The organism is Pseudomonas sp. ADAK2 TE3594, from assembly GCF_053628675.1.
This window is the reverse complement of the sequence record NZ_JBRJGV010000001.1, coordinates 4040035-4058357: the sequence shown is the minus strand read 5'-3', so window position 1 is coordinate 4058357 and position 18323 is coordinate 4040035. Positions and strand designations below refer to the sequence as shown.

Genomic DNA, 18323 nt, shown 5'->3' with positions numbered 1-18323 from the left:
ACAGTGGCGGGCGGCGATTAACCGATGATTAACCGCGTCCTACGTGACAATCGAGGAAGCGATATCCTATTACAGTCCATCGGGAATCAAACCCGGCCACGAGTCTTCATCGACAGAGATCGGGCCCTGTACTCCATGTTCAACGTCATACCTCAGGTATTCATTATCGGTCAGGAAGATGTAGAAATAAATTTCGAACAGGGGGTGGTCGTTCAAGACCGCGGTAATCATGCGGTCTTTGTATTGCTCAAGTTTCTGCCATGGAGAGTTTTTGAGGGGGTAGACCCACAGTATTTCCGACCATGGACTATAGGTAATATAGTTTCCGTCGTTCAACAGTATCCAGAAAGTGTGCTTGGTGTCCGCATTTTCATTCCACATGACACCGACGATTCGGTCGAAATAAGGTAGCAATACCGCCCACTCCGTTTGTGAAACTGGCTTTTTGAAAACAACCTTGTCACTCGATTGTTTGTACTTGCATACCATCGGTGTATTGCCTTCGTAGTAGAAAAGCCAAACTATATCGCCGTCGTTAACCTGCTTCCAATTAAGGCCCGAGGTGTTGAATCCAAAGCGCAGGTCTTTCACGTGTTTGTCGAAGTCATCCCAGTGATCGTCAACAGCGGTGGGGTGATTATCCTCGACACTGTTGTCTCCAAGGTTAAAGCGAGAGTAGGTGTTAGTGTCCTTGAAGAAGAAATAAATGCGATCGGGACCACTGCGCCAGTCGACGGCGACGAAGTTTTTCATAGTTATCATTGTTTGATTCCTTTCAATTGATTTTAAGTTGGCTTTCTTGTGTAGGCGATTTGTTAAATGTATTTTGATTGTGTGGGTACTGCCATTTGGTGGTGCCAGACTAATGTAAAAAATTGAAGTTTAAAATATGTTTTAGTGGGGTTGTGTGTTTCTAGTTAAAACCGAAATGGGTGTTTCGGATTGACTGAAAGTATATGGGTTGAATGTTGTTTGTCGTCATTGGGCAATTTGTGTCTTTGGTTAAAGATCACGAATACGCTTCTCGTCCGTCGTATCACTCGTCATAATTTGGCCTTAATCCTCACCTGTTTGACTCGTATTTTTGCTCAGGGAGCTTCCATGCACGTATTGGTTTGCGAAGACGATGAACTGATCGCCAGCGGCATCGTTGCCGGGCTTACTGCCCAAGGCTTGACCGTGGAGCATGTCGCCACCGCCTCGGCAGCCCGTGCGATGCTCAAGGTTGCCGAATTCGACGTCATGGTGCTCGATCTCGGTCTGCCCGATGAAGACGGCCTGAAGCTGTTGCAGCAATTGCGCCATCATGGCCTGGAAATCCCGGTGCTGATCCTCACTGCGCGGGATTCGGTCACCGACCGGGTCGACGGCCTGCAAGCGGGCGCCGACGACTACTTGCTCAAACCGTTCGACCTGCGCGAACTTGCCGCCCGCCTGCACACCTTGCTGCGACGAGTGGCGGGGCGCAGCGTCAACCTGATCGAACACGGCCGTCTGACCTACGACCCGAGCAGCCGCGAAACCATGCTCGGCGGTCAGCCGGTGGACCTTTCCCGTCGCGAACAGTCACTGTTGCAGGCCTTGCTGCACAACCGTGGCCGGGTGCTGTCCACCGAGCAATTGAAAGACAGCGTCTACGGTTTCAACGACGAACTGGAAAGCAACGCCCTCAACGTGCATATCCATCACCTGCGGCGCAAACTCGGCAATGGCATTGTCGAGACCGTGCGCGGCCTGGGCTATCGCCTGGGGCCGGCCGATGGTGGAGAGCAATCGAAGTGATGAGCCTGCGTTTGCGGTTGAGCCTGACCCTCGGCGCCGCGTTTGCGCTGATCTGGGCCCTGGCCGCCGCCTGGATGCTCAGTGATCTGCGCAACCAGATGATGTTTTCCCTGGACCAGCGGCTGGTGGCGTCGGCGCGGATGGTGGCCGGGCTGCTGGAGCAACTGCCGGCGTTGCCGAGCAAGGGCGAAGGGACCCATTTCAGCGCTGAACAGCTGAGCATCCCTGGCGGCATGGCCTGTCAGGTCAGCTCGTTGCGCGGTGAAATCCTGGCGCGCAGCCACAGTAGCCCCGAACAAACCCTGGAAGCCGAAAAAATGGGCTTTCACGATCAAATGATCGACGGCGCACCATGGCGCAGCTTCACCCTGGCGCGTGGTGATGTGCGCATTACCACCGCAGACCGGCAAATCGAGCGCGAAGCGCTGAACATGTCCATTCTGCTGGCGGCCTCGGTACCGGTCGGCGTGGCGCTACTTGGTTGCCTGTGCCTGTTGTGGCTCGGCATCGGTCAAGGGCTGGCACCGCTCAATCGTATGCGCGATGCGTTGATGCGACGCAGCGCCGATTCTCTGGAGCCGTTGCAGATTCAGCCGTTGCCCAGCGAACTGCAGCCGCTGCTGGAAACCCAGAATCAGTTGTTCCAGCGCATCGGCAAGACCATCGAGCGCGAACGGCGCCTGACCGGTGATGCCGCACATGAGTTGCGTAGCCCACTGACCGCCATCAAGACCCACTTGCAGGTGGCGCGCATGACCGAAGGCAGTGCCCGGGATCAGTCCTTGGCCCGGGCCGAAGAGGGCGCCGACCGGCTGCACCGCACGCTTGAACAATTGCTGCTGCTGGCGCGCGTCGAGGGCAGTCTGTCGTTCGATGATGGCGTGCAATGCAGCGCCGAGCAGGTGGCGAAACTGGCGATTCAGGATGCGACCAGCGGTGATCGTCAGCGGATCAAGTTTCAGATGCCAGTCAAATCCTCCGATGCGCCGCTGCAAATGCCCGCAGTGCTGTCGATTGCTGCGTTGCGCAACTTGCTCGACAACGCCCTGCGCCATACCCCGGGCGAAGGGGCGGTGGAGCTGAGCCTGGAGACCACCGACAATCGCGTGCGCTTTTTGGTCCGAGATCACGGCCCGGGGATTGCCGAAGACGACCTGCAACACCTGACCCAACGCTTCTGGCGCAACGCCCAGAGCACCGGTTGCGGCCTCGGCCTGGCGATTGTCCAGGCCATCGTCCAGCGCTGCGGCTGTACCTTGCATTTCGACAGCCGGCCGGATGGCTTGCGGGTCGAACTGACCATGCCTCTGCAACCGGTGTGATGGCCTTCGCGGGCAAGCCTCGCTCCTACAGGGTTAGTGTCGATTTCGAAATCAGCGCGGACCTGTAGGAGCGAGGCTTGCCCGCGAAAGCAATCTTCCATACACACCAAATGTAACGTCTCTCCATTAGCCACCCGACTCCCACAACGTTATCGTCCCCGGCAGCTTTGACTCAATGGATTGAGGTAACAGCGCCATGGATGCATCGATAAACATCTGCAAGGCAACGCCTGCCGACGCCGGCATCATCAGCCGCATCGTCGAGCGGTCTATTCGCGTCGGCTGCGCGCTCGATCACCGCAACGATCCGCGAACCGTCGCCACCTGGACCCATAACAAAACCATCGAACACGTGCAGCCCTGGCTCGCCGACCCGCGGTTGTACCTGAACATCGCCCTGCTGCAGGACAAACCGATCGGCGTCGCGATGGCGGCGATCAGCGGCAAGGTCGCGTTTTGCTACGTGCAACCGGAATGGTTTCGGCGAGGCGCCGGACAAGCGTTGGTGCAGGACCTCGAGACGTGGTTGATCGCTCGCGGTTTACCTCAGGCGCGGCTCAACAGCACCCGTACCGGTGAGGCGTTCTACCACCGTCTGGGTTACCGGGCTTGCGCTGAAACCTTCACTGTGGCGGGACTCCACGCCATTCCCATGCACAAGGCGCTGTCGCCACCTTCATAGAAAGCTGATCGAGGGGCTAAATCCTTGAGGTCCTGATGCGTTTCCAGAACAGGAAAACCTGCAAGTGCGCCCCGTGACCGGAACGCGCACCTGCCCGGTGTGCAGTTTTGGTCACTATCAACAGCGTATTGAGGGGTCGAGAGATGTCAGTCGCTACCAGCCTTATCGAAGATCAGCCGGCCCGGATCCTCCCGACGCCGGCCGAGACGCTTTATCAGTTCAACGAATCGCCGCTGTTGGCCCGTCAGAGCCAGCAGGAATCGAACGCACGCAGCTACCCGCGGCGTATTCCCTTGGCACTCAAGCGTGCCAAGGGCATTTATGTCGAGGACGTCGAAGGCCGCAGTTTCATCGATTGCCTGGCCGGTGCGGGGACGCTGGCCCTGGGGCACAACCACCCGGTGGTGATCGAAGCGATCCAGCAAGTGCTGACCGATGAACTGCCGCTGCACACCCTCGACCTGACCACGCCGGTCAAGGATCAGTTTGTCCAGGACCTGTTCGGTCTGTTGCCACAGGCATTGGCCGCTGAAGCCAAAATTCAGTTTTGCGGGCCCACTGGCACCGATGCGGTGGAAGCCGCGCTGAAACTGGTGCGCACCGCCACCGGGCGCAGCACCGTGTTGTCGTTCCAGGGCGGTTACCACGGCATGAGCCAGGGCGCGCTGAGCCTGATGGGCAGCCTGGGGCCGAAAAAACCGTTGGGTGCGTTGCTCAGCAATGGCGTGCAGTTCATGCCGTATCCCTACGATTACCGTTGCCCGTTCGGGCTCGGCGGCGCGCAGGGGGTGCAGGTCAACCTGAATTACCTGGAAAACCTGCTGAATGATCCAGAGGCCGGCGTGCAATTGCCCGCTGCCGTGATCGTCGAAGCGGTGCAGGGTGAGGGCGGGGTGATTCCGGCTGATCTCGATTGGCTGCGCGGTTTGCGCCGCATCACCGAGAAGGCCGGCGTAGCGCTGATCGTCGATGAAATCCAGAGCGGTTTCGCCCGCACCGGCAAGATGTTCGCCTTTGAGCACGCCGGGATCATTCCGGACGTGGTGGTGCTGTCCAAAGCCATCGGCGGCAGCCTGCCGCTGGCGGTGGTGGTCTATCGCGACTGGCTCGACACCTGGCTGCCGGGCGCCCATGCCGGGACCTTCCGCGGTAATCAGATGGCCATGGCCGCAGGCTCTGCGGTGATGCGCTACCTGGCGGAGCACAAGGTGTGCGAGCACGCCGCCGCCATGGGCGAACGCTTGAGTGAGCACCTGCACATCCTGCAGCGGGACTTCCCGCAATTGGGCGATATTCGCGGACGTGGCTTGATGCTGGGCGTCGAGCTGGTCGATCCGGCTGGCGTGTCGGATGCTCAGGGTCATCCACCGATATTCGCTCGTCTGGCACCGCTGGTGCAGCGCGAATGCCTCAAGCGTGGGTTGATCCTCGAATTGGGCGGGCGTCACGGCGGTGTCGTGCGTTTCTTGCCGCCGCTGGTGATCACAGCAGCAGAAATCGATCGGGTGGCCGACATTTTCGGCCGGGCCATGGCTGCAGCCATCGCCACTCTCTAAATTTTTTGGTGCCTTGAACGTTCCTTCTACATAACGGCTGCGCACGGCGTGCAGCCCACCCTACAGCGATGGAGAGACAGCATGACGTCAGTATTCGACCGCGAGGACATCCTCTTTCAGGTCGTGGTCAACCACGAAGAGCAATACTCGATCTGGCCCGACTACAAGGCCGTGCCACAAGGCTGGCGCACCGTGGGCAAGAGCGGGATGAAAAAGGAATGCCTGGCCTACATCGAAGAAGTCTGGACCGACATGCGTCCACTGAGCCTGCGCCAGAAAATGGAAGAACAGGCGGCTGTGGCTCACTGAGTCACCGCGCAAAAAGAAGCCCGCTGAACCGGTGACGGTCAGTGGGCTTTTTCATGGCTTGAAATTGCCTTCGCGGGCAAGCCTCGCTCCTACAGGGTTTGGGGTGTCCACACATACCGTGATCAATACAAAAACTGTAGGAGCGAGGCTTGCCCGCGAAGAACGATAACGCGGTCTAACTGACGTTACGCACCGTTCAACCCTTTAATCACCAAATCCACATTCCCTTCCAATTCAGCCACCGGATCCGCCGCATCGACACTCAATACCAGCAACCGACTGCCAGCCTCTGTAATCACCGCTTTTACCGCATCCGACGGCTGGCGATGATGCAGCACCACCGCCACATCATTGTTTTTGAGCGTTGCGCCCAATTGCGTCAGCGCTTCGGGCGTCCACTCGGCATCCGGCCGTGCATCGAGGCCGATCAGCTCAAGATTAAGGCCGCCGATCAGGTAGCCGAAATGATCGCTCAGGCTCATCACACTCAGGTTGTCGGCATTGGCCAAGCGTGACTCGCTGTCGGCGCTGAGCTTGAGCAGACGCTGTTTGAGCGCTGCCAGGTTGGCATCGATCTTCGGTTTGGCTTCTGGCGCCAGGCGCACCAGGTCTGCCGCCATGACATCCGCCATGCGGCCCATGTTGTTACTGGCCAACCAAGGCTGACTGTTCAAACCGTCGACCTTGCTGCCAGGCTGCACGGCGATACCAGGCAGGGCGCCGTCCACCGGGCGGGCGGCGTCGATTTCAATGATGCGGATATTGCTGCGCCGTGAGATCGGGTACAGCGGGTCATCCGCCCACAGCGACCGCAGACCAATCACCGCATCGGCGTTGGTCGCCAGTTTGGCCAGCTCCGGGGCACCACGGCCGGTGAAGTAAGCGGTCTGCCGACTGCCGGGCAGGTTGGCCGGCACCGCACGTTCGAGGCTGACATCGGTGCCTTTGAGCAGGACTTCGCCCAAGCCATAGGTGACGGGCAAGGAGGCGAGCACGCGTAACGGTTTGGCGCTGTCAGCCGCCAGCAGCGGTATGGTGACCAGCCCACACAGGGGCAATGTGAAGGTCAATGCCAAGGTCAATTGACGCAGAGAAAAAGACATTTATCCGAGGTTCCCTTTCAGACTTGGGACGATGCCGCGAGCAATCGCGGCCAGGGCGAAGGCGATACCGGCCACCAGAATGATCGCGGCACCGGACGGAATAGGCAGGTCAAAGACAATCGGCGCGAGGATTCCGCACAGCGTGCTCACCGTGGCGATCAGCACCGAACACCAGAAGAAACCCTTCAGCGACTGACTGAGCAATCGCGCGGCCGCCGCAGGAATCACCAATAGCGCACCGACCAGGATCGCGCCGATAACTTTCACCGCTGCCACCGTGATCAAGGTCACCAGAATCACGAACAGGTAATCCAGGGTCTTCACTGCCACACCGCGTACTGCCGCCAATTGCGGATTGAAACTGGCAAGCATGATGCGGTTGTACAGCGGCAGGGCCAGCGCCATCACCAGTGAACCGACGATCGCCAATACCAGCAGGTCATTGCCGTTGACTGTCAGCACTGAACCGAACAGCACGTTTTCCAGAATGTGCACGTTGATCTTTCCGGCCAGGATCAGCAGCAGGCTCGCACCAAGCGCCAGCGATACGGAGAGAAACACACCGATCAAAGTATCCGGCGCCAGCCCCGTGCGGTTACGCAGGTAGTTGAGCAAAATGCCAAACAGCAGGCAGTAACCGAACAGGCTGCCATAAGGCCCGGTGTAGGGTTCACCGAGCAGAATGCCGATGGCCACCCCGGTCAGCGCGGCATGGCCCACTGCTTCGGAGAAAAACGCGAAGCGCTTGACCACCACCAGCGTACCCAAGCCGCCCAGCACCGGGCCGATCAACAGCCCGGCGAGCAGCGCGTTGACCACAAATCCATAGGCCAGCGCTTCCGGCAGGTAACCTGATGAGGCCCAACCCTGGACCATCAAACGAAAGGCTTCATAACTCATCAGGCAGCGCTCCGGGGATGGGTCGAGAACAAGGTCAGCAGTCGCTCCGGGGTCAGTGCCTGCTTCGGTGTGGCATCGAACAGCACCCGGCGATTGAGCCCGGTGACCCGGTCCGCCAGTCGCCCGACCGCTTCCAGATCATGCTCGATCCACAGCACGGTGATGCCGCTCTGGCGCCAATCGCCCAGTAGCCGTTCGAACACTTGAATACCGGCCTCATCGAGGGCCGACATCGGTTCATCGAGCACCAGCAATTGCGGCGCCGGAATCAGCCCTTGGGCCAACAAAACGCGCTGGCGCTCACCGCCAGACAACGCGCCCATGCGCCGCTTGCGCTTGTCCTGCATGCCGACCCGTTCCAGTGCTTCGCCGATGGCCGCCGCGTAGTGTTTGCTCAACCCGAGGAACGCCGGGCGCCGCTGACACATGGCAGCCATGAAATCGTCGACGGTCATCGGTAAACCGCGATCGAACTCCAGCGCCTGTGGCACGTAGCCGATGGTTCCCGGTTCCCCAGGCCATTGCAGGCTCAATCGGCCCTGATGCGGCATCTGCCCGAGCAACGTCTTGATCAGCGAACTCTTGCCGCCACCGTTGGGGCCGACCAGTGCATGCACGCTGCCGGGCCGAACCTCGAAGGTCACCTTGTCGAGGATCGTCGTGCGTCCCAGCGTGAGGCTGACCTCGGCGAAATCCAGCGTCGGCCCCGAAACCTGTGGGAGCGGGCTTGCTCGCGAATGCGGCGTGTCATTTAACGATGATGTTGACTGACTGGACGCCTTCGCGAGCAGGCTCGCTCCCACAGGGGATTCGGGGGCGGTCGGGCTGATGGTTTCTTTAGCGGTCATGCGCCGGACTCCTGAATCGCGCGGACGACGGTGTTGAGGTTGCCGGTCATTTCTTTTTCGTACTTGTCGGCGGTGTATTCGCCGTAGGAAATGTGCGACAGCGGATACAGCTTCACCCCCGATTCACGCTGGATGGTCTCGACGTAAGTGGACGGGAAATCCATCTCCGAGAAGATCACTTTCACATCCAGTTCCCGCAGCTGATCGATGGTCTTTTTCAGCTGGCTGGGACTCGGTTCGATACCGTGGGCCGGCTCGACCACGGCGGTCACTTCCAGGCCAAACTCGCGCAGCAAATAATCGTAGGCGGCATGCACCGTGGCCACGCGCAGTTCGGCGTTCGGCGCCTGGGTCAGTTTTGCCAGGGCGTCGGCGCGCATCTGCCGCAGGCGTTTGCCGTAGGCGCGGGCGTTCTGGGTGTAGGTCTTGGCGTTGGTCGGGTCGAGCTTGCCCAGTTCCCGGGCGATGTTGTTGACCTGGGCAATGGACGCACTGATCGACAGGAACGTGTGCGGATTGACCACCTTGCCGGCCCCCCGGGCAGCGACACCGGTGGCGGCCAGCAGGGGCACGTTTTCGTTGGCTTCGATCAACTTGATGTTCGGGGTTTCGCTGGCGGCGATCATGCGGTCGGCGAAGTCGTCATGGCCCACGCCGTTGAGCACGACCACGTCCAGCCCACTGATGCGTTTGATGTCTTCGGCCCGCGGCTCGTAGGCATGCGGGTTGAAACCGGCCGGGATCAGCGGCACCACTTCGGCTTTGTCACCGACGATGTTGGCCACGTAACTGTAATAAGGGTGCAGGGTGATGCCGATGCGCAGGCGCTTGGCTTCATTGGCACTGGCCAGAGGTGTCAGCAAACAGGCAAACAGACCGACCAGCAGCAGGCGCAAAAAGCAATGACGTTGAGATGAACTAGGCATGGGAAAGCGGTCTTCTCTCGGGTGAAGGCGAGGGTTCAATGCCGATGCTGGCGGGTGACGCCGGCATCGAATTGCGCGACGATCTGCTGCCAGCCGGCGCCGTTGAGCGCGGCGTCGGTGAGATCGTTCGGGGCGTTGAGGGTGCTGGCGCGGTTGAGCCAGATGTCCGGCGCGGTGTCGTCTTCAGCGGTCAAGCGCATCAGAAACGAACCGGCCACGGTTGGGACCTGGCTCTGGCCGAAGTAGGCCTTGGTGTCCAGCAACTGCCAGGCATGGCCACCGCGGCTGACGGAACTGGCGTCCCGGGCAAACGGCGCAAAGCCTTCATCGGCGAGGATGGCGGGTGTGGGCAACGCCTGCTGTTCCTGACGCAACAGATGAATTTCATCCAGCGTGACCCGCAGGTCGGCGTAAATACCTTGCTCGGAGGCGCTCAGGTCACGACGGGCATCCAGTTGATGGCTGCCAACGCTGCTCACTTCCTGAGCCTCGCCACGCCAGGCGACCACCGAGCCGGCAATCGCCAGGATTATCAGGCACAACAGCAGCACATAGAGGGTTTCATGGCCGGCACCGGCCGGGCGGATGACGTGCGTGGTTGGTGTAGTCATGGGGCTTGGATGTCCGCTTGGTCGATCTCGACGACGTGGCCGGGACCGGCGTCGAACAGCACGTAGAACTCGGCGCCGGGCTTCTTGAATGTCAGGGTCGAATCGGCGCCGAGTTTGCCCGGCACCAGAATGGTTTCGTCGTAGCCGATCACGTCCAGGGTCACGCCCGGCGCGCCGCTGCCGTCGGAGAAACCGCCGGTGCACTGGATCTGTTCGGCATCGATGGCCTTGCATTCGCACATCGGGTTATGGGCCAGGGCGCTGGCGCTGAAGGCGGTGCAGAACATCAATAGAACGGGGCGAAAAACGCTGATCATGGTTTGCCTCCTTGTTTGTTCAGCCAGGCGAGGGTGGCCGGGGATGCCTGGCTCAGGGGGATGGACGCTTGATGTATGGCGCCGTCCCAGCCTTCCATGGTGATCCACAGCTCGGCGTCGGTTTTGGTCTTTTCAGGCACCGGCAGCATCGCGCCCATGCGGTATGGCGTACCGAAGAAAATCACCCCGGCCGCACGCAGGCTGCGGGGTTTGCCGATGCGCAGGTACGTCGCCTTGACCTGATCGCGACAGCGCTCGCAGAGCGCTGCATTGAAGCCTTTCATGTAGCCGGCGGGACCAGTCAACAGGGGCGCCTCGTTGCGCAGTTCGGCCAGTTGCAGGCTCCAGGGACCGATCTGGATTTCGCCGATTTCCCGCTCCCCCAGTCCGCTGTCGCCGCGAAACAGCGAGGCGTCGGCAAAGTATTTGGGCATGAAGCCCAAAGGGATCAGCAGCAAGAAAATGTTGATGTGGAAGCGCCATTTGCGCCAAAGCAGGCTCGCACGCGAAGGCAGCGGTGCAGTGATCGTCTTGCTCACAGGTTGCCCTCCGGAGTCTGGCGGTTCATGACCGTTTGCGGTCTCGACACCGGGCGCGGAGCCTTGTTGTTGCGCTTGAACGCATTGGCGGTGGCCAGGGCGGTGCGTTTGGTCCAGATCAGCAAGCCGCTGAGCACCATCATGCTCAGCAACAAACCGAAGAAGAACCAGATCAGCTTGATCCAGATCCCGCCAAAGTCACCGGTGTGCAACGGACGCATCGACTCGGTCACGAATTCCAGGCTGGTGCGATCGGACAGCAGCCGTGTGCTGGCAATATCGCCGTTGTACGGGTTGACCTCGGCCGTCTGGAACATCAGCGGATACCAGCTTCGACCACCGACTGACAGGTGGCTGTAGGCGTTGCCCGGCAGGCTGACGAAACTCGCTTCAAGTCCGGGGATCTGTTCCTGAGCGACCTTGATCGCCTGTTCCAGGCTGATCATCGGGGCCGGCTTGCCGGTGCTGGTCAACGGGACGCTTTCGCGCGAAACGACCGACACCACCGGTTCCGTGGTAATCGAAATCTGGTTATCGAACAGAATCGCCTTGATCAGGAACCAGACACCGGTGATCGAGATCACCGCAATGAACCAGATCGACCAGATACCGCTGAGCCGGTGAAAGTCGCCCCAGAAAATCCGCGCGCCATGGCGAATGCGCAGGGTTGGCCGGAAGAAGCCTTTCCAGAATCGTTTGTAGACCACCAACCCGGTCACCAGCGACGCCAGCATCGGCAGCGCGAGGAACGACACCAGATACCAGCCCCAACTGTAGCCGTTGGTGAACGGCACCAGCCACCAGCCATGCAGTGCACGCGTGAACGCCTTGAAATTGAATTGTGGAGCGGTGCCCTGAATCACTCCGCTATAGGGGTTCACATAGACCGTCACCGAACGTCCGTCCGGGTAAGTGACGTCCACGTCGAGGGCGAAATGCGACTCGTCGGGGCGACTGATGCTCTGAACCAGCGTTTGCGGTTCGGCCTGTTTGATGGCGGCGACGATCTGGTCATAGTTGAGCAGCGGCGCGTCGTCCGAAGGCGCGCTGGCACGCATTTGCGGGTTGGCCAGCCAGACGATTTCCTGACTGACCACCGCCAGCGTGCCGGTCACACAGACAATCAGCACAAAGAACCAGATGGGCAGCGCCAGCCAGCTATGGACCAGAAACCAGAGTTTTGAGCGGGATTTCTTCGACATGATTGAAGGTCTTGTTTCGATGAGAGGACCTCTGCTGCGGGCTTCCCAGCGTTACGGTCCACAAAAAGTCCGGCCGTGGCTTTTGCCTACGCGACCGACTGCATCTAAATAAGACGTATGAGCATCGAAAATCCCGAAAGGGGATATGAAAGTAAATGTTTCGTGTTTCTGCTGCCCTGTGCGGGCTTGCTCGCGGAAGGCGTCTGACGGTCTACATTGATGTTGAACGTGGTGGCCCCATCGCGGGCAAGCCCGCTCCCACATTGGACGGTGTACACAAAGCCACTGTGGGAGCGGGCTTGCCCGCGATGGGGCCTGATCAGGCACCGAAGATTTCAACCCTGCTTAAACATCTCCTTCGCCCGCTGTTCGATCTGCTCCTGAGTCAGATCCTCCTTGCGCGTGGCCAGAAACCACAGATGCCCGTAGGGATCCTTCAAAGTCCCCGAACGGTCGCCATAAAACTGATCCTTGACCTCGGACACCTGCGTGGCACCGGCATCGATGGCTTGTTTAAAGGACTTGTCCACATCGTTCACATACAGATGCAGCCCCACGGATGGCGAGTTGTCCGGGTTGCTCAGTGGGCCTTGGTCGCAGGGTGTGCCAAGCATGATCGGGCAGTCGCCGATACGCAGCTCAGCATGGCCGATGCCGCCATCGGGCATGGCCAGGCGCATGACTTCGGTGGCGCCAAAGGCCTTCTTGTAGAAGTCGATGGCTTCGGCAGCTTTCTGAATGCCCAGGTAAGGGGTGATGCTGTGATAACCCTCTGGAATAGGTTTTACGCTCATGACGGTTCTCCTTTTATTGTGGGGTTAAGGTGTTCCTTCGCCGATTTCCGGTCGAATAACTATAGGTCAGCCCCTTTCCCGCAACCGAGTGCCCGACGAGCAGCAGATTACTTCCCAAACCACCATCGACTGGCAGGACGCCATCGCGAGCAGGCTCGCTCCCACAATAGTTTTGTGTCGTGAACGAGAATTGGGTCTGAAAACAGATCCAATGTGGGAGCGAGCCCGCTCGCGATAGCCGCGCCGCTATTTCCGATCAACCCCCGACTCAAGCAGCTGCGCGCCCGGCCCGCGCTCACCCAACACATCACCAAAGTTACGCAGCGGACACGCCTCCGTCGACAAACATCCGCACCCGATGCAGCCATTAAGCCTGTCCCGCAGCAAGGTCAGCTGGTTGATCCGCTCATCCAGATCCCGACTCCACTGCGCCGACAACACTTTCCAGTCCGCCGCCGTCGGTGCACGGTTATCCGGCAGGGATTTCAACGCCTCGCCAATCTCCGCCAACGGAATCCCCAAACGCTGAGCCACTTTGATCAATGCCACCCGGCGCAACACTTCCCGCGGATAACGCCGCTGATTGCCCTGATTGCGATTGCTTTTGATCAGGCCTTTGGATTCATAAAAGTGCAGCGCGGTGACCGCCACACCACTGCGGGCGGCGACTTGGCCGACGGTCAGTTCTTTATGCAGGTTTTGCGAGGTGATCATTTAAAAAATGCCCCTTGACCTCTAGTTAGCTCGAGGTTTTACCCTGCGGGTCTTCGGATCGCAAGATCCGGCTTACAGTGAGTGGGGACTATTCATGCACGCGCCAGAGAAAAATCGCAGCTTCACCCAACTGATCGAATTCGAGATCGAACCCCGTCAGCAGGCCGCGCTGGTGTCGGCACTGTCGGCGCACACCGAACGTCTGGCCCAAGGCTACACAGGGTTTCTGAGTGCCAGCATCCAGGCCAGCGACGATGGTCGACGGGTGCTTAATTACCTGCAATGGCAATCCCGCGAAGCCGGGGAAGCGGCTTTTCAGAGCTTCGAAAGTGGCGAGCAGGATTTCTGGCAGTTGATTCGCGCCCATCGGGCGAAAACTGTCACCTTCGGCTCATTTCAGGTGCTGCATAGCCTGGCGCTTAGCCACGACAACGCACTGCATTGCCATCTGACTAGCTAGATCGACAACTGCATCAAACGCTCACCCTGTACGTTCTCCGTGGGTCGGCGTTTATTCACCGCCAGTTCGCCGATCTTGATCAGCCGAGTGCGGGTTACGTTGCGGCTCAGCCCCAGCAGGGCAGCGGTGTGCACCTGGTTGTAGTGGCTGAAGCGATAGGCTGCCCGCAGCAACGCATCTTCGACTTTCTCGTGCAGCGCGCCGGCCTGTTGCTCGAAGAGCTTTTGAAAGGCCCGATCGAGCAAGGCTTCCGGTGAGTCGTCGACGTTGGCGTGGTGGTCGTCCTGACGCTCGATGCGCATGTTCGACAGGCGCAAGTCATCGCGCTCGATCACACCATTGCGGCAGATCAGCAGGGTGTGGTGAATGACGTTTTCCAGTTCACGGATGTTGCCCGGCCAGCTGTAGCTGCGCAGTTTGTGTTCGGCCTCTTTGCTGATGGTGATACTGCCGTAACCCAAACGCTGGCTGTAGGCTTCGACGAAATGCCGGGTCAGCGGCAGGATGTCGCCGGGGCGTTCGCGCAATGGGCTCAGTTCCAGGCTGACCACGTCAAGGCGGTAATACAGGTCCTCGCGAAAGTGCCCGGCGTTGATGGCTTTTTCCAGCTGCACGTTGGTCGCCGCCAGCACTCGCACATCGATGGGAATGCTCTTGCGCGAACCAAGGCGTACCACTTCGCGCTCCTGCAACACACGCAGCAGTTTCACCTGAATCGCCATTGGCAGATCGCCGATTTCGTCGAGGAACAAGGTGCCGCCATCGGCCTCTTCGAACCAGCCGGCCTTGGCGCTCAGCGCGCCGGTGAAGGCGCCTTTTTCATGGCCGAACAGCTCGGCCTCCACCAACGATTCGGAGAATGCGCCGCAGTTCACCGCCACGAACGGCCGGTTGCGCCGGGCGCTGAGGTTGTGGATGTGCCGTGCCACCAACTCCTTGCCGGTGCCGGTTTCACCGATGATCAGCACGCTGGCCTCACTCGGCGCGACCTGCTGCAAGTGCGCGAGCAGGGCTTGGGATTTCGGGTCTTCGAACACCTGCGCCGTAGCGCGAATCGAGGTGGCCAGCGCGGGCGAGGGCGGTAAGGTCAGCAGTTGCATGGGACAGGCTCCATGAGTGGAAGGCTATGAATAGAAGGTCGGGATCGGCAGGGACTGGTTCAGTGCCCAGTCACCGAGTTCATGGAGTTTGTAATCCACCGGATCGTGCAGGGTTTGCGTGCGCAAGTTGCGCCAGTGGCGGTCCAGCCGCAGTGAGGCATGAGTCGAACGGGCGCCGGTCACTTCGAACAAACGGCTGCACAGTTCCAGACCATTACGGGTGGCGGCGACCTTGGCGGTGGCGATGGCGGTGGCCAGATGTCCGCGTTCCTCGGCGCTCAGATTCGGGCCCTTGGTCCAAGCCTTGTCGAGCAATTCGGCGGCGCGTTGCACCAGCAATCGAACACCTTCCAGCGCCACCCAGAATTCGCCGTAGTGGCCGAGCACGTAAGGATCCTGCCGCACATCCGCAGCACTGGATTTGTGCCACGGACGGGTTTCAGTGAGGGTGTATTGCCGCGCCTCTTCGAAAGCGCCTTCGGCAATGCCGAGGAACATATGGGTGAACGTGAGTTGGGCGATCAAGGGGCGCAGACAGGCAAATGGCGTGCTCAACGGACCGGGGTCGAGCAGCAACTCCGACTCTTCGACCCTCACCCGTTCAAACGTGGCGCTGCCGCTGTCGGTCTGGCGCTGACCCATGTTGTTCCAGTCGTTGTGCAGCGTGATACCGCTGCGCCCACTGGGAATCGCGGCAATCAACAGCTTGCCGCCGGCACTTTCATCGACGGCCGAGGCGATCAGCATTTCCGAATCACTGGCGCCGGAGCAGAAGCTCTTCTTGCCGGAAAACTCGCGCCAGCCTCCGAGGTCTTTCACCACGGTGCGGGTGTCCAGCGGGTTGAGGGCGTTGCCCCAGAACCAGTTCTTGCGCGCGGTCTGTTCAAACCACGGTTGCCATTGTTCGGGCCGGGCGAACAGGCGCACGGTGGCGAGCATCAGGTGATGAAAGCCGAAGACGTGAGCGATCGAGCTGTCGACCTTGGCGAACTCGCGCACGATGTTCAGGGTTTCACTCCAGCTGGCGCCGAGGCCGCCGTACTGGACGGGAATGCTTAAAGCGAGCAGGCCGCTGTGGCGCAAGGCATCACGTTCGGCTTTCGGCGTACCACCGCGTTCATCGCGCTCGACAGCGGTCAGGGCAAACTCGTCGGCCAGCTGGCGGGCGGTCTGCAAGGGGGACAACAGGGCGCTTTGTGGTTTGGCAGTCACGCGGGGTTCCTCTTATGAACGACGTTTTCCTGTAGGAGCGAGGCTCGCCCGCGAAGAACGATAACGCGGTGCCTCCGATACACCGCGGTGCTTGCTTCGCGGGCAAGCCTCGCTCCTACAGATCGCATCAGGCTTTGGCGTGAGCCGGCAGCACATCATTGGCAATCATTTCGCCAAACGGCCCGGTGAGGTTGGTGACGCCACGCCCGGCCAGGCTGGCATATGGCTCGGGCAACAGCGGGAACACCAGTTCGGCAAAGCGATAAGCCTCTTCGAGATGCGGGTAGCCGGAGAAGATGAAACTCTCGATCCCCAAGTCCGCGTACTCCTTGATTCGCGTCGCCACTTGCTGCGGGTCACCCACCAGCGCAGTTCCGGCACCGCCGCGTACCAGACCGACACCGGCCCACAGGTTGGGCGAGATTTCCAGGTTGTCGCGACGGCCGTCATGCAACGCGGCCATGCGCCGCTGGCCTTCGGAATCAAATCGCGAGAACGACTTTTGCGCGGCAGCAATGGTCTCGTCGCTGATGTGCTCGATGAGTTTGTCCGCGGCTTTCCAGGCCTCTTCAGCCGTCTCGCGCACGATCACATGCAGGCGAATCCCGAACTTCACCGTGCGACCGTTTCGCGCCGCGCGCGCTCGAACATCGGCCAGTTTTTCAGCCACGGCGGCAGGCGGTTCGCCCCATGTCAGGTAAACGTCAACCTGCTCGGCGGCCAAGTCATGAGCGGCATCGGACGAGCCACCGAAATACAGCGGCGGATAAGGTTTCTGTACTGGTGGATACAGCGCTTTGGCGTTCTGCACTCGCAGGTGTTTGCCTTCGAAATCCACCGATTCGCCTTGCAGCACGCGGCGCCAGATCTTCAGGAATTCGTCGGTGACTTCGTAGCGTTCGCTGTGATCGAGAAAACTGCCGTCGCCACGGTTTTCATCCGGGTCGCCGCCGGTCACCACATTGATCAGCAAGCGGCCGCCAGACAGTCGATCCAACGTCGCGGCCATCCGTGCCGAGACCGTCGGCGAAATAATCCCCGGACGGATCGCGACCAGATACCGCAGGCGTTCGGTCAGTGGCACCAGGGCCGAGGCGATCACCCACGAGTCCTCGCAGGAACGTCCAGTGGGAATCAGCACACCGTGGTAACCCAGACTGTCGGCAGCCTGGGCCACTTGTTTCAAATAGTTGAGGGTCACCGGGCGGGCGCCCTGAGTGGTGCCCAGGTAATGGCCGTCGCCGTGGGTCGGCAGAAACCAGAAAACATCCATGAAGAGATCCTTAAGCGATTTTCAGCAGATTTTTGGGGTGCACGCCGAACAACGGCGCCGCGCGCTCTGCAGCAAGACGAATGCGGGCCTTCAAGGGCTCACTGGTTATTTGATAATTGGAGAAGTCGGCTTCGGTGGCATAGACGCCAATCGGCAGGGTCAGGGCCTGAAAGAAACTGAACAGCGGCCGCAACTGATGATCGAGCACCAGCGCATGACGTTCGCTGCCGCCGGTGGCGGCCAGCAGCACCGGAGTGTCGATCAGTGCGTTGAGGTCGATCAGGTCGAACAGGTGCTTGAGCAGGCCTGGGTAAGAGCCGCGATAAACCGGCGCGGCGACGATCAGCAAGTCGGCGCTTTCGATCGCTTGCAGCTCGGCCTCGATGTCGGCGCTCAGTTCCTGACGCGACAGCGCGGCGCCCAGAGGTCGGGCGATATCGCCCAGTTCGATCAGCTTGCTCTCGATCGGCAACTGCTCGGCCAGTTCGGCCAACAGCGCCTGGGTCAACACCAACGTGCGAGACGGACGCCAGGTACCGCCGGAGAGGGCAACGACTTTCAATGGACGCGACATGATCAGTTCCTTTTTTAAACAGTTGCTCAGCGAGCAGTGATGAGTCACCGAGTTGAGCAAGAGCTGTACCAATCCTTGGGAGCCCCGTTTTCCGTGGCT

General features: G+C 60.1%; 21 protein-coding genes. 6 read left to right on the top strand and 15 right to left on the bottom strand.

Features of this window, described 5'->3' with window-relative positions:
- Positions 1-69: 69 nt before the first annotated feature.
- Complete coding sequence (locus AB7M22_RS17930) at positions 70-762, bottom strand: hypothetical protein (RefSeq protein ID WP_454187303.1); 693 nt, start codon at positions 760-762, stop codon at positions 70-72.
- Positions 763-1101: 339 nt separating this feature from the next.
- Between AB7M22_RS17930 and AB7M22_RS17925 the strand changes: the two genes are divergently transcribed.
- The 5 genes from AB7M22_RS17925 (at position 1102) to AB7M22_RS17905 (ending at position 5651) form a co-directional block, all read left to right on the top strand.
- On the top strand, positions 1102-1782 hold the full coding sequence (locus tag AB7M22_RS17925) for a response regulator (RefSeq protein ID WP_448093627.1): 681 nt from the start codon (positions 1102-1104) through the stop codon (positions 1780-1782).
- The gene (locus tag AB7M22_RS17920) at positions 1779-3104 is read left to right on the top strand and encodes an ATP-binding protein (RefSeq protein WP_454187302.1); all 1326 of its coding nucleotides are present in this window, start codon (positions 1779-1781) and stop codon (positions 3102-3104) included. The genes AB7M22_RS17925 and AB7M22_RS17920 overlap by 4 nt, the downstream gene beginning before the upstream one ends.
- Positions 3105-3300: 196 nt before the next feature.
- Positions 3301-3786 carry a GNAT family N-acetyltransferase gene (locus AB7M22_RS17915; RefSeq protein WP_454187301.1) on the top strand — a complete coding sequence of 162 codons (486 nt, stop codon included), beginning with the start codon at positions 3301-3303 and terminating at the stop codon, positions 3784-3786.
- Positions 3787-3929: 143 nt separating this feature from the next.
- Positions 3930-5342, top strand: a complete 1413-nt coding sequence (locus AB7M22_RS17910; RefSeq protein ID WP_454187300.1) for a diaminobutyrate--2-oxoglutarate transaminase — start codon at positions 3930-3932, stop codon at positions 5340-5342.
- Positions 5343-5423: 81 nt separating this feature from the next.
- Positions 5424-5651, top strand: a complete 228-nt coding sequence (locus AB7M22_RS17905; protein WP_008006457.1) for an MbtH family protein — start codon at positions 5424-5426, stop codon at positions 5649-5651.
- A gap of 185 nt (positions 5652-5836) precedes the next feature.
- Here the strand turns inward: AB7M22_RS17905 and AB7M22_RS17900 are convergent, their stop codons facing one another.
- The 10 genes from AB7M22_RS17900 to soxR form a co-directional block, all read right to left on the bottom strand.
- On the bottom strand, positions 5837-6754 hold the full coding sequence (locus AB7M22_RS17900) for a metal ABC transporter substrate-binding protein (protein ID WP_454187299.1): 918 nt from the start codon (positions 6752-6754) through the stop codon (positions 5837-5839).
- Positions 6755-7654 (bottom strand): metal ABC transporter permease, encoded by a 900-nt coding sequence (locus AB7M22_RS17895; RefSeq protein ID WP_007906536.1) that lies wholly within the window; start codon positions 7652-7654, stop codon positions 6755-6757.
- The gene (locus AB7M22_RS17890) at positions 7654-8502 is read right to left on the bottom strand and encodes a metal ABC transporter ATP-binding protein (protein ID WP_454187298.1); all 849 of its coding nucleotides are present in this window, start codon (positions 8500-8502) and stop codon (positions 7654-7656) included. The genes AB7M22_RS17895 and AB7M22_RS17890 overlap by 1 nt, the downstream gene beginning before the upstream one ends.
- Positions 8499-9428: a metal ABC transporter substrate-binding protein gene (locus AB7M22_RS17885; protein WP_454187297.1), complete on the bottom strand. Its 930-nt coding sequence runs from the start codon at positions 9426-9428 to the stop codon at positions 8499-8501. Before AB7M22_RS17885 ends, AB7M22_RS17890 begins: the two co-directional genes overlap by 4 nt.
- A 35-nt stretch (positions 9429-9463) precedes the next feature.
- A complete protein-coding gene (locus AB7M22_RS17880; protein ID WP_454187296.1) occupies positions 9464-10039 on the bottom strand; it encodes a DUF6162 family protein in 576 nt (191 codons plus the stop codon).
- Complete coding sequence (locus tag AB7M22_RS17875; protein WP_454187295.1) at positions 10036-10356, bottom strand: hypothetical protein; 321 nt, start codon at positions 10354-10356, stop codon at positions 10036-10038. Before AB7M22_RS17875 ends, AB7M22_RS17880 begins: the two co-directional genes overlap by 4 nt.
- The gene (locus AB7M22_RS17870) at positions 10353-10895 is read right to left on the bottom strand and encodes a thiamine pyrophosphate-binding protein (RefSeq protein ID WP_454187294.1); all 543 of its coding nucleotides are present in this window, start codon (positions 10893-10895) and stop codon (positions 10353-10355) included. The genes AB7M22_RS17875 and AB7M22_RS17870 overlap by 4 nt, the downstream gene beginning before the upstream one ends.
- Positions 10892-12097 (bottom strand): PepSY-associated TM helix domain-containing protein, encoded by a 1206-nt coding sequence (locus AB7M22_RS17865; protein ID WP_454187293.1) that lies wholly within the window; start codon positions 12095-12097, stop codon positions 10892-10894. The genes AB7M22_RS17870 and AB7M22_RS17865 overlap by 4 nt, the downstream gene beginning before the upstream one ends.
- Positions 12098-12432: 335 nt before the next feature.
- A complete protein-coding gene (locus AB7M22_RS17860; protein WP_008006472.1) occupies positions 12433-12891 on the bottom strand; it encodes a VOC family protein in 459 nt (152 codons plus the stop codon).
- Positions 12892-13137: 246 nt separating this feature from the next.
- Positions 13138-13605: a redox-sensitive transcriptional activator SoxR gene (gene soxR, locus AB7M22_RS17855; RefSeq protein WP_454187292.1), complete on the bottom strand. Its 468-nt coding sequence runs from the start codon at positions 13603-13605 to the stop codon at positions 13138-13140.
- 94 nt (positions 13606-13699) lie between these two features.
- Here soxR and AB7M22_RS17850 point away from each other — a divergent pair, with 94 nt between their 5' ends.
- Complete coding sequence (locus AB7M22_RS17850) at positions 13700-14065, top strand: antibiotic biosynthesis monooxygenase (protein ID WP_007906557.1); 366 nt, start codon at positions 13700-13702, stop codon at positions 14063-14065.
- Here the strand turns inward: AB7M22_RS17850 and AB7M22_RS17845 are convergent.
- From AB7M22_RS17845 to msuE, 4 genes are all read right to left on the bottom strand, one after another.
- The gene (locus AB7M22_RS17845) at positions 14062-15165 is read right to left on the bottom strand and encodes a sigma-54 interaction domain-containing protein (protein ID WP_008006476.1); all 1104 of its coding nucleotides are present in this window, start codon (positions 15163-15165) and stop codon (positions 14062-14064) included. The genes AB7M22_RS17850 and AB7M22_RS17845 overlap by 4 nt on opposite strands.
- A 24-nt stretch (positions 15166-15189) precedes the next feature.
- Positions 15190-16377 (bottom strand): acyl-CoA dehydrogenase family protein, encoded by a 1188-nt coding sequence (locus AB7M22_RS17840; protein ID WP_454187291.1) that lies wholly within the window; start codon positions 16375-16377, stop codon positions 15190-15192.
- A 127-nt stretch (positions 16378-16504) separates the two neighbouring features.
- A complete protein-coding gene (ssuD, locus tag AB7M22_RS17835; RefSeq protein WP_454187290.1) occupies positions 16505-17650 on the bottom strand; it encodes an FMNH2-dependent alkanesulfonate monooxygenase in 1146 nt (381 codons plus the stop codon).
- 10 nt (positions 17651-17660) lie between these two features.
- Positions 17661-18224 (bottom strand): FMN reductase, encoded by a 564-nt coding sequence (gene msuE / locus AB7M22_RS17830; protein WP_008006482.1) that lies wholly within the window; start codon positions 18222-18224, stop codon positions 17661-17663.
- Positions 18225-18323 lie beyond the last annotated feature (99 nt).